The following is an 18,365-nucleotide window of genomic DNA, read 5'->3' as shown; positions in this document are numbered from 1 at the left end:
GATTGAATCCGATTGTAATTAAACTAGGCGGCAGTTTATTGGACCCGATTCCGGATGAACTGTGCGAGAATATTGCTTCTTTTTGTGCAAATGAAGCAATTGATCCGTTGATCGTCCACGGCGGAGGCCCGCACGTCAGTGAAATGCTCGAAAAATTGGATGTTCCGACCAGTTTTACAGACGGACTGCGTGTCACTGACGCCGAAACATTAAACGTGGCCGAAATGGTCTTGAGCGGAACAGTAAATAAGCAGCTTGCCCGCAAACTTCAACATTGCGGCGTTCATGCACTCGGGATAAGCGGAACAGACGGCGATATTCTCTCTGTCCAACCGTTAGACAAACAAGCACTCGGTTACGTCGGCGACATTACATTTGTCAATCCTGCGTTGTTACATTCGCTTTTACAAGCCTCATGGGTACCGGTCATTTCACCGCTTGGGTCAGATGAACAGCACGAAGCATACAATATTAACGCTGATACAGCTGCGAGTGCGATTGCGGCTAAACTCGATGCACCGTTAATTTACTTGACCGACGTCGACGGTGTCATGGAAGAAACCGAAGAAGGCTGGATCCATCACAGCGTATTGACCGCCTCGTCGTCTGAAACACTTATTGATCAAGGCATTATTTACGGGGGGATGATTCCGAAAGTTCAAGCTGCCTTAACGAGTATTGAAAAAGGCGTCAACGAAGTGATTATCCTTAACGGCAAACAGCCATCGAGTTTGTCTGACTACCAAAATGCAGCAAATGTCGGCACAAAATTTATTAAGGAGGACAATGTCTATCATGTTTGACAGCAACAGCGTTTCTTATGTCATGAATACGTACAGCAGATTTCCGCTAGAATTGGCGTCCGGCGAAGGGAGCTGGGTTGTTGCAAGCGACGGAGCGAGCTATCTTGATTACACATCAGGGATCAGCGTTTGCAATCTCGGCCACCGTCCGCAAGCCGTCGCTGAAGCGCTCGAATCACAGCTTGCGAAAATTTGGCACACGTCAAATCTTTTTCATATCCCGAAACAAGAGGAACTCGCCAAACTGTTGGCAAAGACGGCTGGCATGGACCGGGTTTTCTTTGCTAACAGCGGCGCAGAAGCGAATGAAGCAGCGCTTAAACTCGTTAAAAAATATTGGAACGACCTCGGGGAATACAACAGAACGTCTGTTTTAACCTTTGAAGACTCCTTTCACGGCCGGACCGGAACAACGATGGCCGCCACTGCTCAGCCGAAGATTCATAACGGATTCGAGCCTTTAACACCCGGTTTCGTCTATCAGCCGTTCAACAGCGTTGAAAGTTTCGATATTTTAAACAATGCGCCGCTTCAGGCAGTTATGCTCGAATTGATCCAAGGTGAAGGAGGGGTCCGTCCCGCCGATTCCGGTTGGGTGAAAAATCTTGTAACGAAAGCACAATCTCTCGGCATACCGGTGATCGTCGATGAAGTACAAACCGGCATGGGCCGGACAGGCACCCCGTTTTTATTCGAACAGTACGGGATTAAACCGGATATCGTTACCGTCGCGAAAGGGCTTGGTTCCGGCCTTCCGGTCGGGGCAATGATTGCAAAGGATACTTTCGCTGCATCTTTTTCTCAAGGGAGTCACGGGAGCACATTCGGCGGAAATCCGCTGGTTATGAGTGCGGCTTTGGCTTCTGCAGAGACTTTATTCTCAACGGATATTTTAACCAACGTCCAAAAAGTCAGCGAAAAAATATTTGATAAGCTGAACGAATTTAAACTCACACATTCCGTCATAGAGGACGTTCGCGGAGCGGGGCTGATGATCGGCATTGAATTAACTCAGCCCGTTAAGCCGCTGTTAGCAGATTTGCGGGAGCGTAACGTGCTTGCGCTTCCAGCAGGTGAAAAAGTTGTGCGCGTGCTGCCGCCGTTAAATACGGATCTCGAGGAAGCCGATTTCTTCTTGGAAAAATTCGCGCAGTCTTTGCAAAATTTGCATGAAACGGAGGATGTACAATGACAATGGGCTATTTAGTGTTGGAAACAGGCGATGTTTTTACAGGAAACTGGATTGGCGCCGATACAGATATTTCCGGCGAGCTCGTGTTTAATACAAGCATGACCGGTTATCAAGAGATGGTGACAGACCCTTCTTATACAGGGCAAATATTAACGTTTACGTATCCGCTTATCGGCAACTACGGTTGGCAGAAAAACGATGCGGAAAGCAACCAAATTCAGGCTTCGGCAGTGATTATGAATGAGCTTTGCAAAGAACCGAATCACGCCGGGGCAAAGTCCACCTTTGAGGATGAACTGGTCCGGCAAGGCATCCCCGGATTAGAAGGCGTCGACACGCGGGAGATTGTCATGCAAATTCGTCGTCATGGCACAGTGACCGCGGTGTTAACCAAAAACCCCGAACTCGTTAAACCCGAATCACTCAAAAAACCGCCGAAAGACGGCCGCTATGTGAAACAAGCAGCCGAAGTTGATCATACTTCCTACGATTCAGCAGACGGACCGCATATCGTGCTGCTTGATTTTGGCCATAAGCACTCGATTTTAAATGCGCTGTTGCAGCAGGATGCCGCCGTTACTGTCGTTCCCTTTGACACTCCGGCGAATGAGATTCACCGGCTCGCCCCGGACGGGATTGTTTTAAGCAACGGACCGGGAGATCCGATGGAACTGACTCCGATCTTTTCAGATATAAAAGAGCTCAGCTTAACTTATCCGACGCTCGGTATTTGCCTTGGTCATCAAGTCACAGCACTCGCACACGGAGCAAAAACGAAGAAAATGAAGTTTGGCCACCGCGGCGGAAACCACCCCGTCAAAGATATCGAAACCGGAAAAGTGTGGATGACCTCGCAAAATCACGGCTACGAAGTCGAGTTTAATTCGATCAACTCCGATGATTTTTTCTTTTTCTTAAAAAATGTTAACGACGGCACAGTCGAAGGATTTAAGCACAAGCATTTGCCGATGATCGGCGTTCAATTCCACCCGGAAGCCCACCCGGGACCGAACGACACAGCTTACATTTTTAATCAATTTATCGATACAGTAAATATGGGAGGACTTTCGTTATGGGAGAGCATGGAAGCATAAAAAAAGTGTTAGTCGTCGGATCTGGACCGATCGTTATCGGCCAGGCTGCTGAGTTTGATTACGCCGGAACTCAAGCTTGTCTCGCCCTCAAAGAAGAAGGGATTGAGGTTGTTCTGCTCAACAACAACCCGGCGACGATCATGACTGATGACACGATTGCCGATAGTGTATACTTTGAACCTTTGACCGCTCAATCTGTCGAGTACATTTTTCAACAAGAAAAACCTGACGGCATGATCGGAACACTCGGCGGGCAAACAGGACTCAATGTAACCGTTGACTGTTACAACAGCGGTCTGTTTGAAAAATACAATGTTAAGCTGCTCGGCACATCCGTTGAAGCGATTCGGCGCGGGGAAGATCGCGACCTTTTCCGTGAATTAATGATCGAGGTAAACGAGCCGATTGCTGAGTCCCATATCGTAGAAAGCGTCGACGAAGGCATCAGATTCGTTGAACAAATCGGTTATCCGGTCATTCTTCGTCCGGCGTATACCCTCGGCGGCGCCGGCGGAGGGTTTTGCTACAATGAAGAGGAACTGCGCTCAATGTTAAAACACGCCCTGCACTTAAGCCCGATTCATCAAGTGCTCGTCGAGAAAAGCATCAAAGGCTGGAAAGAAGTTGAATACGAAGTGATGCGCGATCATAACGATACGTGCACGATCGTCTGCAACATGGAAAATATGGATCCGGTCGGTGTTCATACCGGCGATTCGATCGTCACAGCTCCTTCGCAAACATTGACAGACAATGAATACCAAATTCTGCGGAGCGCTTCATTAAATGTCATCCGCGCTTTAAATGTCGTCGGGGGATGCAATATTCAATTTGCCGTTGAGCCTGCAACCGGAAATTATGTCATTATTGAAGTGAATCCGCGTGTGAGCCGCTCGTCTGCGCTTGCAAGTAAAGCAACCGGCTATCCGATTGCAAGAATCGCGGCAAAGTGTGCCCTCGGCTATGCGCTTGATGAAATTATTAATCCGATTACCGGAAGCACATACGCTTCTTTTGAACCGGCGCTGGATTACATTGTCGTTAAGCTTCCCCGCTTTCCATTTGATAAATTTCCCGAAGCAGACCGTGAGCTTGGGACGCAAATGAAAGCAACCGGAGAAGTAATGGCGATCGACCGGACTTTCGAAGGTGCGCTGAACAAAGCCGTCCGTTCACTGGAACAAAATACATTGTCAGTTCAGCTCCCCGGCATGAAGCTAAAAGACGATGCGTGGATCGAAGAACACCTTAAAAAACCGAACGATCAGCGCCTTTTCGTTATCAGTGAGGCGATCCGGCGCGGAAACTCTGAAGATGATTTGCATCAAATCACTGAGATTGACCGCTGGTTTTTACGAAAAGTGAACAATATCGTAATGATGGAAGAAGAGATTCGACACAAGCAGCATACGATTTTAACCGAAGAAACATTGAAAAAGATCAAACGCTTAAACATCAGTGACGAGTGGATTGCTGACACGCTCGACATGTCTTTTGCCCATTTGCGGGAAATTTATGAATCGTTCGGCTTGAATCCGGCTTATAAACTCGTTGATACATGCGCCGGAGAATTTGATGCCGAAACTCCTTATTATTATTCAACATGGCAAGGCAGAGATGAAGCTGTAAGAGAAGGGAACAAAAAGCGGATTCTTGTGCTCGGATCCGGTCCGATCCGAATCGGCCAAGGGATTGAGTTTGATTATTGCTCTGTGCACGCTGCAGAAGCTGTCAAAAAGCTCGGGCATGAAGCGATCGTGATTAACAACAATCCTGAAACGGTCAGCACTGATTATACCGTCGCCGACCGTCTTTATTTCGAGCCGCTTGCGCTGGAAGACGTTTATTCCGTTGCCCGGACGGAAAATATCGACGGCGTCATTGTTCAGTTCGGCGGGCAAACAGCGATCAATCTTGCCGATTCGCTCAAAAAACTCGGATTTCATGTCCTCGGCACATCACCGGCGAACATCGACCGGTTAGAAGACCGCGATCAGTTTTATCAAATGCTGAACGAATACGGCATTGACCACATTACCGGCTCGATCGCTTACGAATCGAACCAACTGCTCGCTGAAGCTAAAAAGCTCGGGTACCCTGTGTTAATCAGGCCTTCTTACGTCATCGGCGGGCAATCGATGTTTATTTGCTACGATGATGATGAACTGATCGCTTACTCCGAACGTATTCAAGAAGACACTGCCGACCGTTGCTGGCCGCTGTTGGTCGATCAGTACGTCCCCGGTAAAGAGTGTGAAGTCGATGTTATTTCCGACGGCAATGATATCGTGATACCGGGAATTTTCGAACACTTGGAAAAAGCGGGTGTACATTCCGGCGACAGCGTAACGATTTTTCCATCGGTATCGTTAACAGCGGCTGAAAAAAATAAAATTACCGAAATCAGCCGCACGATTGCAAAAGAAGCGGATGTCATCGGGATGATGAACATTCAATTCGTGCTTCATCAAGGAACCATTTACGTTTTAGAAGTCAACCCGCGCTCGTCCCGGACGGTGCCGATCATGAGCAAAGTTACCGGCGTGAAGATGATTGAGCATGCTGTCCAGTCTCAGCTGGGGATACCGCTGAACGAGACGGTCAAAGAGACGGACTTGATGAAGGAGCCGAATTTTTATACGGTCAAAGCGCCGGTATTTTCCGCACCGAAACTAAAGGGCGTCGATCATGTGCTCGGTCCTGAAATGAAATCAACCGGGGAATTAATCGGTTTGTCAACGTCGAAAGAACGGGCAATGGCTAAAGCGTTCCATGCAATGAAACCGAAAAAAGATCCGGAAGAGGATAAATGGCGGGTATTTTTATCCTTGAGCGACCGGATGAAGGATGACGCTAAACCGTATATTCAAGCGCTCTTGAACAGTCCGGTGACGATTTTTGCCACAGAAGGAACCGCCGAGTGGCTCAGTGTACAAGGGTATCCGGCCGATCATATTTACCGTACGAAAAAAGAATTAAGCACGCTCTTTAAAGAATATCCGCCGCACATCGTCTTAAACATTGCCAGTCAAGGCAGACAAAAAGAAAAAACAGGGTTTTTTATTCGTGAACTGGCCGTCCGTTTTGATGTTCCGTATTTCACCAGTCTCGATACGTTTAAAGCGATGTCTGATGTTTTAATTGCCGATGATGTCAATGAACGGCCGCAAGCATTGCACCGCTATTTAGCAGCATCGATAACAGCCGACCCCGAGGTGAATTTAAATGACTAAACGTGATTATTTAACTGTGACGGATTTTACAAAGGAAGAAACGCTGGAACTGATTGATGAAGCGATCAAGTTAAAGCATGAACGCAAAAGCGGGATCAACCATGATGATCTCTCCGGCAAAACGCTCGGAATGATTTTTGAAAAATCATCCACGCGTACCCGTGTGTCTTTTGAAGCAGGCATGATGCAGTTAGGCGGTCATGCCCTGTTTCTCAGTCACCGCGACATTCAGCTCGGCCGCGGCGAGTCGATTCATGACACAGCCAATGTGCTCTCCCGTTACGTCGACGGATTGATGATCCGTACGTTTGCACACAGCGGAATAGAGGAATTTGCTCATTATGCCGAGGTGCCGATCATTAACGGCTTAACCGATGAGCACCACCCTTGCCAAGTGCTCGCCGATCTCATGACGATACGCGAAGAAAAAGGAGACTTAACGGGATTAACGATGTGTTTTATCGGTGACGGCTACAATAATATGACGCACTCTTTGATGGAAGGCGCTGCATTAATGGGTATGAATATGCACGTCGCCAGTCCGGAAGGGTACGAACCGTCAGCGGATATTACAAACAAAGTGCACAGTCTTCATGAAACAAACGGCGGCTCCTTTCAGTTTTCGCATGATCCTGCCGCTGCAATTACCGATGCTGACGTCATTCTTACCGATGTATGGGCCAGTATGGGCAATGAAACGGAAGAAGCCGAACGGATAGAAAAGTTTGCCGAGTATCAAGTGAACGTCGCTCTCGTTTCTTCCGCTGCCCCGAATTACATGTTTTTGCATTGCTTGCCTGCCCACAGAGGAGAAGAAGTCAGCGCCTCGATTATTGACGGGCCGCGCTCATTCGTATTTGAAGAGGCAGAGAACCGGATGCACGCGCAAAAAGCATTATTAAAAAAGTTGCTGTAAATTTAATTTTTTTGTAGACAGATGTATAAAAATACGTTAGTATAGATAAAAATACTGATCAGAGGAGAGATTGTTAATGAGTAAGGGAAAAGTCGTTTTAGCTTATTCAGGTGGCCTTGATACATCTGTATGCATAAAATATTTACAGGAGCAATACGATTATGATGTGATTGCGCTCGGTCTTGAGATCGGCGAAGGCAAAGATTTAAATCAACTGAAAGAGAAAGCTTATGAAGTCGGCGCATCAAAAGCCGTCATTATCGATGCGAAAGAACTTTTAGCAAAAAATTATTTAATGCCGGCATTGAAAGCCAACACGATGTATGAAGGAAAATATCCGCTGTCGTCTGCGCTGTCACGGCCGCTAATTTCAAAGCTCCTCGTAGAAGTTGCCGAACAAGAGGGCGCTGTAGCGGTCGCCCACGGCTGCACAGGCAAAGGCAATGACCAGGTTCGCTTTGAGGTATCGATTCAAGCGCTCAACCCGGACTTAGAAGTCATCGCGCCGGTGCGTGAATGGGGGATGAACCGCGAGGAAGAAATTGCTTACGCGAAGGAAAAAAACATTGAAATTCCTGTAAACTTGGAAAAGCCGTATTCGATCGATGCTAATATTTGGGGCAGAGCCTGCGAAGCCGGCGTACTCGAAAATACTTGGAACGAAGCGCCGGAAGAAGCGTTTGATTGGACGGCATCAATCGCTGATGCTCCTGACGAGCCGGAATACGTTGAAATCGACTTTGTTAACGGCGAACCGACAGCGTTAAACGGACAGTCGATGTCCTTAGCCGAACTGATCAAAGAGTTGAATGTTATCGGCGGCAAACACGGGATCGGCCGGATCGACCATATCGAAAATCGACTCGTCGGCATTAAAGCGCGTGAAGTTTATGAAACACCGGCTGCGCTGATTTTAATCAATGCGCACAAAGAACTCGAATTTTTAACATTGCCAAAAGAAGTAACCCAGTATAAAGTCAACATCGATCAAAAAATGACCCAGCTCGTCTATGACGGCCTTTGGTATTCGCCGATCAAAAACGCGTTGGAAGCATTTATTGATGAGACACAAAAAGATGTCAACGGGAAAATCAAAGTGAAGCTTTGGAAAGGCACGCACATGGTCGTCGCGCGTCATTCCGAAAACAGCCTTTACAACGAAGAGCTCGCGACGTATTCTAAAGGGGACGCTTTTGATCACTACGCTGCCGAAGGATTTATTAAACTGTGGGGACTGACGACGAAAACGTATTCAGAAGTTCACAAAAAGGAACCGGAAGCGGCAAATCCAAGCAAATAATGAGCGATGGAAAAGGTGTAGAGCAATCTGCACCTTTTCTTCAATTCGATAAGGGGGGAGCAAACCGTGTCAAAATTGTGGGGCGGCCGGTTTACGAAAGAAACGAATAAAATTGTTGAGAAAGAAACGGCATCAATCGGGTTTGATTACAAGCTCGCAGAACAAGACATTGAAGGCAGCCTGGCGCATGTTTACATGCTCGAATCACAAGGGATTTTAACAAAACATGAGGCAGCGCAAATTGAACAGGGTCTGTTTACTGTCCAGAAAAAACTGCGCGACGGACAACTGTCATTTTCGCCCGAACACGAAGATATTCATATGAATATTGAGAAACACTTGATTGATGAAATCGGCGCCGTCGGCGGAAAACTTCACACCGGAAGAAGCCGAAATGATCAGGTCGCGACAGATATGCATCTCTATTTACTGAACAAAACTGAACAGATCATGACAAAACTCGCCGATGTGCAACAGGCAATCTATGATCTTTCCGGCGAGCATACCGACACCATTTTGCCGGGGTATACTCATTTGCAGCGGGCGCAGCCGATTTCGTTTGCCCATCATATGCTCGCTTACTTTTGGATGTTCGAACGCGATTACGGCCGGTTAAATGACAGTTTAAAACGGATCAGCTGGTCTCCGCTCGGAGCAGGTGCCCTCGCCGGCACAACATTTCCGATCGACCGGGAAGATACGGCGCGGCGGCTTGGATTTGAAGCTGTCTACCCTAACAGCATGGATGCGGTCAGCGACCGCGACTTCATCGTCGAATTCATGTCGGCGGCAAGTTTGATCATGACACATATTTCCCGGCTGTCTGAAGAATTTGTGATCTGGATGAGCGAAGAGTTCAGTTTTATCGAACTGGATGACTCCTTTTGCACAGGTTCAAGTATTATGCCGCAAAAGAAAAATCCCGATGTTCCGGAACTGCTGCGCGCGCGAACAGGGAGAGTTAACGGCAATCTCGTCGGATTGTTGACGGTGCTTAAAGGGCTTCCCCTCGCTTATAACAAAGATATGCAAGAAGATAAAGAAGGTATGTTTGATACGGTACACACCGTTGAAACCGCTCTTGATATGCTCGCGCCGATGATTGCTTCGATGACGGTAAACCGAGAAACGATGCAGCGCGCGGTTCATACGGATTACTCCAACGCGACGGATATCGCTGATTACCTCGTTAATAAAGGGCTGCCTTTCCGTGAAGCTCATGAAGTGATCGGAAAAATTGTTCTTTACGGTCTTAACGAAAACAAATACTTGCTCGACTTAACATTAGAAGAATTTCAAGCATTTCACACGTCATTTGAAGAAGATATCTTTTCTGTGCTCGAGCCTCGGTCAGTGATGAATGCACGCACGAGCGAAGGCGGCACTTCAGAAACAGCTGTCAAAGAGCAACTGAAACAAGCGGGCCGGACGCTGGAAAAAAAGACGGAATAATCGGTAAATTCGGTTAAAAAAGCTGTCTGTGCAAAACAAGATATGATAGAATGGGTGCACACTAACGCGTTAAAGCAATACGGAAGATCGGTTTGCAAGCAAAAACCGAGGCGCGCAAAGAAATTAGAGGAGTGACGCAGACGTATGACAGTTAAAAAATTAGAGTGGATTGAAGCACCGACAAAAAAAGAAAAGCCGGATCCTAACGAGTTAATCTTTGGACGCATGTTCACAGATCACATGTTTACAATGCACTATACGGAGGAAAACGGCTGGCATCAGCCGCAAGTTCGGCCATACGAAAAGATCTCGCTCGACCCGGCGTCAATGATTTTTCATTACGGCCAATCGGTGTTTGAAGGGCTCAAAGCCTACCGCAGCGCCGACAACGAAATTTTACTTTTTCGCCCTGAAGAAAACATGAAGCGGATGAACCGGTCGAATGAACGGATGAGTATCCCCTCTTTTAACGAAGAAGAAATGCTCGAATACATTAAACAGCTGATCGAAATTGAAAAAGACTGGGTTCCCGGCGAACCGGGCACATCGCTGTACATCCGCCCGTTTATTATCGGAACCGAGCCCAACTTAGGCGTGCACCCGTCCCATTCCTATCAGCTGTTTGTCATATTATCGCCGGTCGGCTCTTATTACCCGGAAGGGATCAATCCGGTGAAAATTAAAGTCGAAAAAGAATATACCCGTGCTGCTCAAGGGGGAACCGGCATGGCTAAAACCGGCGGCAATTATTCCGCCGGCTACAATGCTCAGGAAAAAGCTTCGAATTCCGGTCATGCCCAAGTACTTTGGCTCGATGCAGTTGAAAAAAAATACGTTGAAGAAGTCGGCAGTATGAATATTTTCTTTAAGATTAACGGCGAAGTCATCACTCCGTCGCTGAGCGGAAGCATCTTGGAAGGGGTTACAAGAAAATCGATCATCGAATTGCTGCAATCGTGGGGCGTGCCCGTCACTGAGCGGAAAATTACGATTGACGAAGTCATTGAGTCGCACCGTCAAGGCAAGTTGGAAGAAGCTTTCGGGGCCGGAACCGCAGCTGTTGTCTCGCCGATCGGCGCGTTTACGATCGACGAGACGCAATATCAGGTACAAGACGGCGAAACCGGCGAATTAACCAAAGCACTTTATGACACTCTCACCGGGATTCAAACCGGGACTGTCAAAGACCATTTCAACTGGGTTACAGAAGTGTAGCACGGCATTAAAAAAGCTGCCTCCAGCCGGAAAAATCCGGCCGATGAGGCAGCTTTTTTTGCCATGGTCACGCGCATTACCTGCGGCGCTTTACCATTCAAAGAAAAATTTCAACGACATCGTAATCAGTGTGTAGACAACAACGCCAAAAGCGAACGTCGGAAAATGCGATTCATTATCATTGGGCAATTCATATTTAAATACGTTTAAAATCATCGCCCCGGAAATAAACGCGATAATAAATGCCTGCATAAGCGGAACGAAATCGATAAACAAAGCAATAAGCCAGCCGGCAACAATCCCCAGCGCTAAAATATAACGGCCGACTTTATTGTACAAATCGGAGAATTCCCGCCACATATCATGCGCAACAGCAATAAAGTGCATCCCGATGGCAAAACTGTAAAAGACAGCCTGAATACCGGTCACTTCTGTCGAAAGAACAACGTAGGCGACCATCATATTGTATACCGAGTAGAAACTGATTTGCAGCCAAAAAGACGACATCGTATACTCGGTTTTTTGTCTGACAAACAGCTGACTGCCAAAAAACATTAATACTCCAAGCAGTCCGATGAAATAAATTTCCGACTCCATCGCGAACGGGTCATCAATATCTTGTTGAACGGTATGCAGTGTCGGTAAAATATACACAAAGACATACGACACGGCTAAACCGCCGGAGAATGAAAACCAACGAATTCTTTTCAGCCGCTCGGTCGGCAAAATGCTGTTTGCAAGCAGATGAATAATAATAAAAACAATTCCGATAAAAAACGGTCCGAGCATATACGTCAAATCTCCTTCAGTTTTAATACGCATAGTTTATCTTACATGTTCAGTCTCTAACATGCAATTTATTCTGTTTAAGCATAAATTATGCTAAACTGAAATACTGGTGCAGCTGTTCGAAAAGGAGATGATGATAACGTATCGCTACGGATTGAAACCAGTGTTGAAAAAAAATACACGCATCGTTGTGCTCGGCTCAATGCCGAGTGAACGATCGATTGAATATCAGCAATATTACGGGCATCCGCGCAACCACTTTTGGTACATAATGGCGGAAATTTTTCAAGAACCTTTTCCTTCTATGAACTATCAAACGAAACTTGCCCGCTTGACTGACCGCGGAGTCGGTCTTTGGGATGTGATCGCTTCTTGCGATCGGAGAGGGAGCGCCGATCAGCGCATAACAAATGAACAATACAATCCGCTTGAAAATTTATTAAGTTACCCGGAAAAGCTGTGCGCTCTCGCACTGAACGGGACAAAAGCAACTGACTCTTTGCGTAAATGGGAAAACATTCACGAAGTGCTGCCGTTCGAGCGCAAACAATTGCCGTCTACGAGTCCGGTGCCGGGGAAAAACGTTAAATCATTCGCAGAAAAAACCATGCTCTGGCGGGAGTTTTTCTCGCACTATATCGAGGTAGGGAGGACGCTATGAACGAAAAGAATTTTTTACTGATTGACGGCTTCAACTTGCTGAGCCGAGGATATTTTGCTACTTCTTACGGGCGAAATATCGATGAGCTGCCGAAAAACAGCCGCGGAGAGTACATTAATGCTGCCCGCGTCTTTTTGCAAAAACTGCAGCAGTTGATTGACACATATGCAGTCACCGATCTGTCTATTGCCTGGGACGGGAAACGAAGCGATATTTTACGAACGCAGAAGTACGATTTTTATAAAGCGCAACGATCAGATTTACCGGAACCGCTTGTCGATCAATACGAACTGATCAAAGAATTGCTCATGCAAGCCGGGATTCATCAAATGGATGCTCCCGGGTACGAAGCTGATGATGTTATCGGCACCTGGAGCCGGCACTGGCCTAGCCGCGTAAACGGCAATGTATGGATTTACAGCAACGATAAAGATATGCTTCAACTGATCAATGAAAATGTCGCTCAAGTGATTGCAAAAAAGAAAGAAGAAGTGATTTACCGGCCTGAACTGTTTCGCCAAGAATTTCAATTGGAACCTTCGCAATGGGTTGACGTTAAAGCGTTGTTAGGCGACCCATCCGATAACATTCCCGGGTGTCCCGGTGTCGGCGAAAAATCAGCTTACCCGCTTATTCAGACATACGGTGATTTGCAAACCCTCTATCAGGTCCTTGCGCAAGGGGAATTAGATGAACGTTTTAAACGTTATAAGAAAAAACTGATCGAAGGCGAAGAAAAAGTGAACATCAGTTATGAACTGGCCACGATTATAACCGATTTAGACGCTGTGAGATCGCTCCCGGCAGAATCCGTTCAACTCGGAAAAAGTCAGCAAGAATTGCAGGAAAAAGCAGCAGAACGGGGGATTTTGACGCCGCGGCGAAGCTGACGGAATATCGAAAGGAGGCTTCTCGTATGTTTAAAAAAATTTTCGGCAAGTCATGTGCCATCTGCGGCAAAAAAACACGTGAGACAACCGTCTATTTGAATGAGCGCGATGAAACGGTGCACGTTTGTTTTCAATGCGTACCGCAGGCAGAACGCAAAGCTTTGCGAAGAAAACCGCGGTAAAACAGCCGCACTCAACAGTTAATCAAGAAATTTGTTCCGTTGCTCGGGAGAGGGGAGCGGGCAGGCATCCTTTTTTCCGAACCAGCGGTAGCGGTTGCGGGCAATGATCCGGTAGCACGCATCCCGGAACGGTTTTGGCACGAGCAAAAACACCGCTGTTAAAAAATAAATACGATAGAGCCGGCGGGAAATTTTTATCACAGCTGTCGAAGCGGTCGAAATTTCTCCGGATGCTTCAATCAAAACAATCGAATCCCCAAAAGCGGATTCGGTTTTTTTCGGCAAATATCGGCTGGCCGTTTCGCTCTGCAGTGAAGCAAATCGAAATCTGTCATGACGGTCCCGCTTAATGATAAATTGAACGCCGCGATGACATAAATTGCAAACGCCGTCAAAAAGAATAATATCTTTCACGTAATTCCTCCTAAACCTGAATCATCCGTTTAAACAGCCATTTCAAAAAGGCGGGGATAACCAGAATAATCAATAAAATTCTCAACAGCTGCAGCGATGTGACAACAGAAGGATCCGCGCCGACCATTGAAGCTGTTAAAACCATTTCAACTAATCCTCCCGGCGCCGTACTCAATAAAGCCGTAGGCAGATCCATCGCCGTCCAGCGTGCGAGGAGAAAGCCGAACCCAAAGGAGACAATGATCAAACTGACAGCTAAACCGGCGTAAACAAACCCGTAGTTTCCGGCTTTTTTAATATCTTGCAGTAAAATTTGTTTTCCGAGGGAGATTCCGACAGCAGCTTGGGCCGCGAGAAAGATCGGCTCAGGCATCGACGGAAGCGCAGCCGGGCTGACAGCAAGAACAGCTGTCACAAGCATCGGAATGACAATCCAGCCGGCAGGAAGGAGGCGGTGAAATTTCCAGGCCGCTAAAACCGGAAGTAACAGCCAAGCCGCGTCGAGCGCTGCAAACGCGCCGCCTTCATCTGTAAGGGTATCAGCCGTCACCGCAGCGTCGGACGAAAACATATGCACGACGAAAAACGGAACAGCAAAGAGCACTAACAGCAATCGGATCGTTTGAAATACAATGACGTACGAAGGTTTGGCCCCGAGTGATTCTCCGGCGATGACCATTTCTGTCAATCCGCCGGGAATTGCGCCGAAAACACTTGATAAGCGGTCGATATTAATCCATTTCGTAACGATTAGGCTTTGCAAAATACTGACGGCAATGATTGCGATTGCTAACGTTACGTAAGGAAGAAGGTAAGGACCGATTGCGGCGAGCGATTCTGCATTAAAATAGAGGCCGAAAGATACACCGAGAACGATGAGACCGTTGTTTTTGATCGTAACCGGCCAAAACGTCTGAAAAGAACTGAGCGATTGGACAAGCATCACCGCTGTTAACGGCCCGAGCATCCAGGGAATTGGCGTATTCAAATACATAAATATTGTTCCGCCGGCACTTCCTAAAAGAACGGTCAAAAAGAGTCGCATCAAATTCCATCGCTTTCTGTCGGTTTTGGTTTTATTCATTGTATCATAAAGATGATCGCAGCAAAAAAACTGGCTGCAAAAGCAGCCGGTTTAGTGTTGACAAAGTCATGCCATCGTTAGATGTCATGTTAAATAGAACAGATGACGACGCATCGTCCGGCTTCTTTCACCTGAAGGTATCACTGCGACATCGGCTCAAAAAGACTTCGCCGTGTCTTACTAGTCCGCGGGCGAGCGCCGAGCCGCTTCGGGCTGATGCCCTGCAGGGTCTCGTCTGTCTCGCTATCCCGCAGGAAAAAGCCGGGATGCTGGGTCATCCTCTTTTATTCAAAACGAGTGTATTCATAAAAAAGAAGCCATCCATCCACTCCTCCGACGCCTCCGGGAAAGCAAGGAGGCTGCTGAAAAAGTAGATGATCAATTGGGTGACTGCATATTTATTCTCCCTTATAGATTGAGAAGTTTTATGAGACTGGAGCAAACTCGACGCCTGCGGGAAAAGCAACTGCCGAAGACCCCACAAGAAGCGATTTCGCTTCTGAGGAGGCTGAGGCGTTGCCCGCGGCAAGCGAGTTTGCGGAGGGCTCATAATATTCTTTATTCTATGCGGCTCATAAATAAACGCCGACTTTGTTTATCCAGCACTTTTTCAGCAGCCTCGAAAGCAAGCGACGAAGATCCGGATTCGGCGGCCTCAGACCGCCGAATACTAGCTGAGTCCTTGCCCGGGGCAAGCGGAGGGTAGTGGATTCATGGCTGATATAAAAATATAGTTTGTCTACAGTCTAAAACCGGCTGCAAAAGCAGCCGGTTTAGGTATTTACGAGTCATCGTCTACGAGTTGATAAGCGCCGTCTTCGTCATGAATTTCTTGACCGGTGACCGGCGGGTTAAACACACAGACCATTCGCATATCTGTATTCGCGCGAAGCAGATGTTCATCGTGCTGATCAAGCGCATAAATCGTATTCGCCGTAATTTTATGAACTTTGTTATCCGCTAATGTTTCGACTTCGCCGTCGCCTTCAATACAGTAGACAGATTCGAGGTGGTGTTTATACCAAAGGTGCGTTTCCGTTCCGGCCTTGATCGTTGTATCATGAACGGAATAGCCCATGTTGTCTTTCTTTAAAATCAGGCGTCTGCTTGTCCAATTCTCGCCTTTAACTTCATTTTCTGTTCCGATTACATCTTCTAAACGAACTGTTTTCATAATTTCTCCTCCTGAGTACAGTAATACGGATTTTATTGTCCAACCGGGGTTTTATCGAGTTCCATCGCTGTAATCGCCGATTGAACCGCTTTTTCAATCAAGTCCAATCCTGCAGTTAAACCTTCTTCATCAATATTGATCGGCGGGAACAGCTTGAACACTTCATCATGTCCGCCGGCCGTCTCCATAATCAGACCGTGGCAAAACGCTTTTTCGGCGACTTTTTCACTGAAACCGTCGACGTCTGAAGATACGCCCTGCATAAATCCGCGGCCTTTCAAATGACCTTTCATTGCGGGATAGTCTTGAATCAGTTTTTCAAGCCGTTTCGTAATCAGCTCTGATTTTGTTTGAATGCTTTTTTCGAATTTAGGATCTTCCCAGTATTTTAATGATTCTGCCGCAGTTACAAACGCATGGTTGTTGCCGCGGAAGGTGCCGTTATGCTCGCCGGGAACCCAAAGTTCATCCAGCTTCGGATCGATTAACGTCAACGCGAAAGGCGAACCGTAACCGCCGATCGATTTTGACAGGCAGACAATGTCCGGTTTAATCCCTGCCGGTTCAAAGGAAAAGAATGTCCCTGTGCGCCCGACACCGGCTTGCACATCATCGACAATCAACAAGATGCCCCAGCGCTCACAAATATCAGACAGCTTCTTCATCCATTCAAACCGCGCGGCATTAATACCGCCTTCGCCTTGAACGGTTTCAAAAATCATTGCAGCCGGAATCGACACGCCGCTTCCGTTATCCTCTAAAAAGCGCTCTAAATAATCGAGTGTGTCGTCTTCGCTGCCGACGAAATCATCGTAAGGCATCGTAGGAGAATACTGCAGCGGAATCCCGGCCCCTTGACGCTTCATCGAGTTTCCGGTTACGGAAAGGGAACCGATCGTCATTCCGTGAAAACCGTTTGTAAAACTGATGACATCTGTTCGTCCCGTCGCTTTGCGGGCAATCTTCAGCGCGCTTTCTACACTGTTCGTTCCTGTCGGTCCAGGGAACATAACTTTGTAATTCATTTCCCGCGGTTTTAAAATGACGTCATTGAATTTCTCAAGGAACTCAACCTTTGCATCTGACGCCATATCAAGCGAGTGAGTGATCCCGTCATCAAGAATATACTCGACGAGACGTTTTTTCATGTTCGGTTCATTATGGCCGTAGTTTAACGCTCCCGCTCCGGAGAAAAAATCGATATATTCTTTGCCGTTTTCGTCCCACATTTTATGTCCGCGCGCTTTTGTAAACACCGTCGGAAAACTTCGCACATAACTTCTTACCGATGATTCAAGCTCTTCAATAACGTTAAGTTTTTCATTATTCATCGCTATAATCTCCTCCAATATACTGTCTGTTTTATAGTAGTGCCCGGCCGTCAAAACCTTGTAAACTCACGTCTTTACTCGGATATAGGTCCGATCCGGTATGTGAATTCAGCATCATGCCCGTCCGGGAAAGCATCTTCGGGGAACGTTTCAAACACGTTCAAATCCATACCGTTTTTCTTAGCGAACCGCGTAAACAAAGCCTTGGACGCCTCATTATCAGCGGTAACGGTTGCTTCTACATACCGGACGTCCCGGCACGCTGGACGGGTGATTAATTCACTCAGCATTTTCGAAGCCAGCCCTTTACCTTGCTGTGAGGGGGCTACACCAATCTGCCAAACAAAGACAGTATCCGGTGCATCCGGCTCGATGAAGCCGGTAATAAAGCCGACAACATCATCTTTTTCTTTTACAATCACACAAGTTTCGGAAAAGTATTCAGCCATCATTAAATACTTGTAAGCTGAGTTTAAATCGAGCGTGGACTCTTTAACTAAGGTCCACATTTTCTTTCCGTCAAATTTTGTCGGTTTCCCGAATGTTAACGAATCAAGCATTGCTGCCGAACGTTCGCTCATGTTGAAAACCCACCTTACATTGTTATTCGATTTAGCAGTCAAGTAAGAACGCTG

The 18,365-nt window shown here is 47.0% G+C and carries 18 protein-coding genes; 12 read left to right on the top strand and 6 right to left on the bottom strand.

Annotated elements, in window-relative coordinates:
- Positions 1-2 precede the first annotated feature (2 nt).
- From argB to EDD67_RS08050, 8 genes are all read left to right on the top strand, one after another.
- Entirely contained in the window at positions 3-803 is an 801-nt protein-coding gene (gene argB, locus EDD67_RS08085) for an acetylglutamate kinase (RefSeq protein ID WP_121438629.1), read from the top strand.
- On the top strand, positions 796-1,995 hold the full coding sequence (locus EDD67_RS08080) for an aspartate aminotransferase family protein (RefSeq protein WP_244922840.1): 1,200 nt from the start codon (positions 796-798) through the stop codon (positions 1,993-1,995). Before argB ends, EDD67_RS08080 begins: the two co-directional genes overlap by 8 nt.
- Entirely contained in the window at positions 1,992-3,089 is a 1,098-nt protein-coding gene (locus EDD67_RS08075; protein ID WP_121438631.1) for a carbamoyl phosphate synthase small subunit, read from the top strand. Before EDD67_RS08080 ends, EDD67_RS08075 begins: the two co-directional genes overlap by 4 nt.
- Positions 3,068-6,322, top strand: a complete 3,255-nt coding sequence (carB, locus tag EDD67_RS08070) for a carbamoyl-phosphate synthase (glutamine-hydrolyzing) large subunit (RefSeq protein WP_121438632.1) — start codon at positions 3,068-3,070, stop codon at positions 6,320-6,322. The genes EDD67_RS08075 and carB overlap by 22 nt, the downstream gene beginning before the upstream one ends.
- Positions 6,315-7,238: an ornithine carbamoyltransferase gene (gene argF / locus EDD67_RS08065; protein ID WP_121438633.1), complete on the top strand. Its 924-nt coding sequence runs from the start codon at positions 6,315-6,317 to the stop codon at positions 7,236-7,238. The genes carB and argF overlap by 8 nt, the downstream gene beginning before the upstream one ends.
- A 76-nt stretch (positions 7,239-7,314) precedes the next feature.
- Positions 7,315-8,538 (top strand): argininosuccinate synthase, encoded by a 1,224-nt coding sequence (locus EDD67_RS08060; protein WP_093072206.1) that lies wholly within the window; start codon positions 7,315-7,317, stop codon positions 8,536-8,538.
- Between the two features lie 66 nt (positions 8,539-8,604).
- Positions 8,605-9,990, top strand: a complete 1,386-nt coding sequence (argH, locus tag EDD67_RS08055; protein WP_121438634.1) for an argininosuccinate lyase — start codon at positions 8,605-8,607, stop codon at positions 9,988-9,990.
- Positions 9,991-10,134: 144 nt separating this feature from the next.
- Positions 10,135-11,205, top strand: a complete 1,071-nt coding sequence (locus tag EDD67_RS08050) for a branched-chain amino acid aminotransferase (protein WP_121438635.1) — start codon at positions 10,135-10,137, stop codon at positions 11,203-11,205.
- 90 nt (positions 11,206-11,295) lie between these two features.
- Here EDD67_RS08050 and EDD67_RS08045 read toward each other — a convergent pair whose 3' ends face one another.
- Positions 11,296-11,994 (bottom strand): hypothetical protein, encoded by a 699-nt coding sequence (locus EDD67_RS08045; protein WP_093072209.1) that lies wholly within the window; start codon positions 11,992-11,994, stop codon positions 11,296-11,298.
- A 163-nt stretch (positions 11,995-12,157) separates the two neighbouring features.
- On the opposite strand from EDD67_RS08045, the gene EDD67_RS08040 reads away from it, so the two are divergent.
- Genes EDD67_RS08040 through EDD67_RS13905 form a run of 3 tightly spaced genes read left to right on the top strand, consistent with a single transcriptional unit; the run spans position 12,158 to position 13,727 of the window.
- Positions 12,158-12,655: a DNA-deoxyinosine glycosylase gene (locus tag EDD67_RS08040; RefSeq protein WP_158638122.1), complete on the top strand. Its 498-nt coding sequence runs from the start codon at positions 12,158-12,160 to the stop codon at positions 12,653-12,655.
- Complete coding sequence (locus EDD67_RS08035) at positions 12,652-13,545, top strand: 5'-3' exonuclease (RefSeq protein WP_121438637.1); 894 nt, start codon at positions 12,652-12,654, stop codon at positions 13,543-13,545. Before EDD67_RS08040 ends, EDD67_RS08035 begins: the two co-directional genes overlap by 4 nt.
- Positions 13,546-13,571: 26 nt before the next feature.
- On the top strand, positions 13,572-13,727 hold the full coding sequence (locus tag EDD67_RS13905) for a hypothetical protein (protein WP_154718729.1): 156 nt from the start codon (positions 13,572-13,574) through the stop codon (positions 13,725-13,727).
- Between the two features lie 18 nt (positions 13,728-13,745).
- Here EDD67_RS13905 and EDD67_RS08030 read toward each other — a convergent pair whose 3' ends face one another.
- Complete coding sequence (locus EDD67_RS08030) at positions 13,746-14,141, bottom strand: thiol-disulfide oxidoreductase DCC family protein (protein WP_121438638.1); 396 nt, start codon at positions 14,139-14,141, stop codon at positions 13,746-13,748.
- Positions 14,142-14,151: 10 nt separating this feature from the next.
- Positions 14,152-15,186: an AbrB family transcriptional regulator gene (locus EDD67_RS08025; protein ID WP_280524549.1), complete on the bottom strand. Its 1,035-nt coding sequence runs from the start codon at positions 15,184-15,186 to the stop codon at positions 14,152-14,154.
- 107 nt (positions 15,187-15,293) lie between these two features.
- Between EDD67_RS08025 and EDD67_RS08020 the strand changes: the two genes are divergently transcribed.
- The gene (locus tag EDD67_RS08020; protein ID WP_123875821.1) at positions 15,294-15,599 is read left to right on the top strand and encodes a hypothetical protein; all 306 of its coding nucleotides are present in this window, start codon (positions 15,294-15,296) and stop codon (positions 15,597-15,599) included.
- 407 nt (positions 15,600-16,006) lie between these two features.
- Here EDD67_RS08020 and EDD67_RS08015 read toward each other — a convergent pair whose 3' ends face one another.
- The 3 genes from EDD67_RS08015 to ectA all read right to left on the bottom strand — a co-directional run bounded on the left by EDD67_RS08015 (position 16,007) and on the right by ectA (position 18,311).
- Positions 16,007-16,399, bottom strand: coding sequence for an ectoine synthase (locus tag EDD67_RS08015; protein WP_093072215.1), 393 nt, complete (start codon positions 16,397-16,399; stop codon positions 16,007-16,009).
- 32 nt (positions 16,400-16,431) lie between these two features.
- On the bottom strand, positions 16,432-17,730 hold the full coding sequence (ectB, locus tag EDD67_RS08010; RefSeq protein WP_093072216.1) for a diaminobutyrate--2-oxoglutarate transaminase: 1,299 nt from the start codon (positions 17,728-17,730) through the stop codon (positions 16,432-16,434).
- A 74-nt stretch (positions 17,731-17,804) separates the two neighbouring features.
- Positions 17,805-18,311, bottom strand: a complete 507-nt coding sequence (gene ectA, locus EDD67_RS08005; RefSeq protein ID WP_121438640.1) for a diaminobutyrate acetyltransferase — start codon at positions 18,309-18,311, stop codon at positions 17,805-17,807.
- Between the last annotated feature and the right edge of the window lie 54 nt (positions 18,312-18,365).

It is taken from the genome of Salisediminibacterium halotolerans (assembly GCF_003814815.1).
Taxonomy (GTDB): Bacteria; Bacillota; Bacilli; order Bacillales; family Salisediminibacteriaceae; genus Salisediminibacterium; species Salisediminibacterium halotolerans.
This window is presented reverse-complemented; position numbering and strand designations above follow the sequence as displayed.

Bases quoted from the DNA above. Each gene is read 5' to 3' on its own strand.
- EDD67_RS08080 (WP_244922840.1), top strand. From the start codon at position 796: ATGTTTGACAGCAACAGCGTTTCTTATGTCATGAATACGTACAGCAGA.
- EDD67_RS08075 (WP_121438631.1), top strand. From the start codon at position 1,992: ATGACAATGGGCTATTTAGTGTTGGAAACAGGCGATGTTTTTACAGGA.
- carB (WP_121438632.1), top strand. From the start codon at position 3,068: ATGGGAGAGCATGGAAGCATAAAAAAAGTGTTAGTCGTCGGATCTGGA.
- argF (WP_121438633.1), top strand. From the start codon at position 6,315: ATGACTAAACGTGATTATTTAACTGTGACGGATTTTACAAAGGAAGAA.
- EDD67_RS08060 (WP_093072206.1), top strand. From the start codon at position 7,315: ATGAGTAAGGGAAAAGTCGTTTTAGCTTATTCAGGTGGCCTTGATACA.
- EDD67_RS08050 (WP_121438635.1), top strand. From the start codon at position 10,135: ATGACAGTTAAAAAATTAGAGTGGATTGAAGCACCGACAAAAAAAGAA.
- EDD67_RS08045 (WP_093072209.1), bottom strand. From the start codon at position 11,994: ATGCTCGGACCGTTTTTTATCGGAATTGTTTTTATTATTATTCATCTG.
- EDD67_RS08035 (WP_121438637.1), top strand. From the start codon at position 12,652: ATGAACGAAAAGAATTTTTTACTGATTGACGGCTTCAACTTGCTGAGC.
- EDD67_RS13905 (WP_154718729.1), top strand. From the start codon at position 13,572: ATGTTTAAAAAAATTTTCGGCAAGTCATGTGCCATCTGCGGCAAAAAA.
- EDD67_RS08025 (WP_280524549.1), bottom strand. From the start codon at position 15,186: ATGCGACTCTTTTTGACCGTTCTTTTAGGAAGTGCCGGCGGAACAATA.
- EDD67_RS08020 (WP_123875821.1), top strand. From the start codon at position 15,294: ATGCCATCGTTAGATGTCATGTTAAATAGAACAGATGACGACGCATCG.
- EDD67_RS08015 (WP_093072215.1), bottom strand. From the start codon at position 16,399: ATGAAAACAGTTCGTTTAGAAGATGTAATCGGAACAGAAAATGAAGTT.
- ectB (WP_093072216.1), bottom strand. From the start codon at position 17,730: ATGAATAATGAAAAACTTAACGTTATTGAAGAGCTTGAATCATCGGTA.
- ectA (WP_121438640.1), bottom strand. From the start codon at position 18,311: ATGAGCGAACGTTCGGCAGCAATGCTTGATTCGTTAACATTCGGGAAA.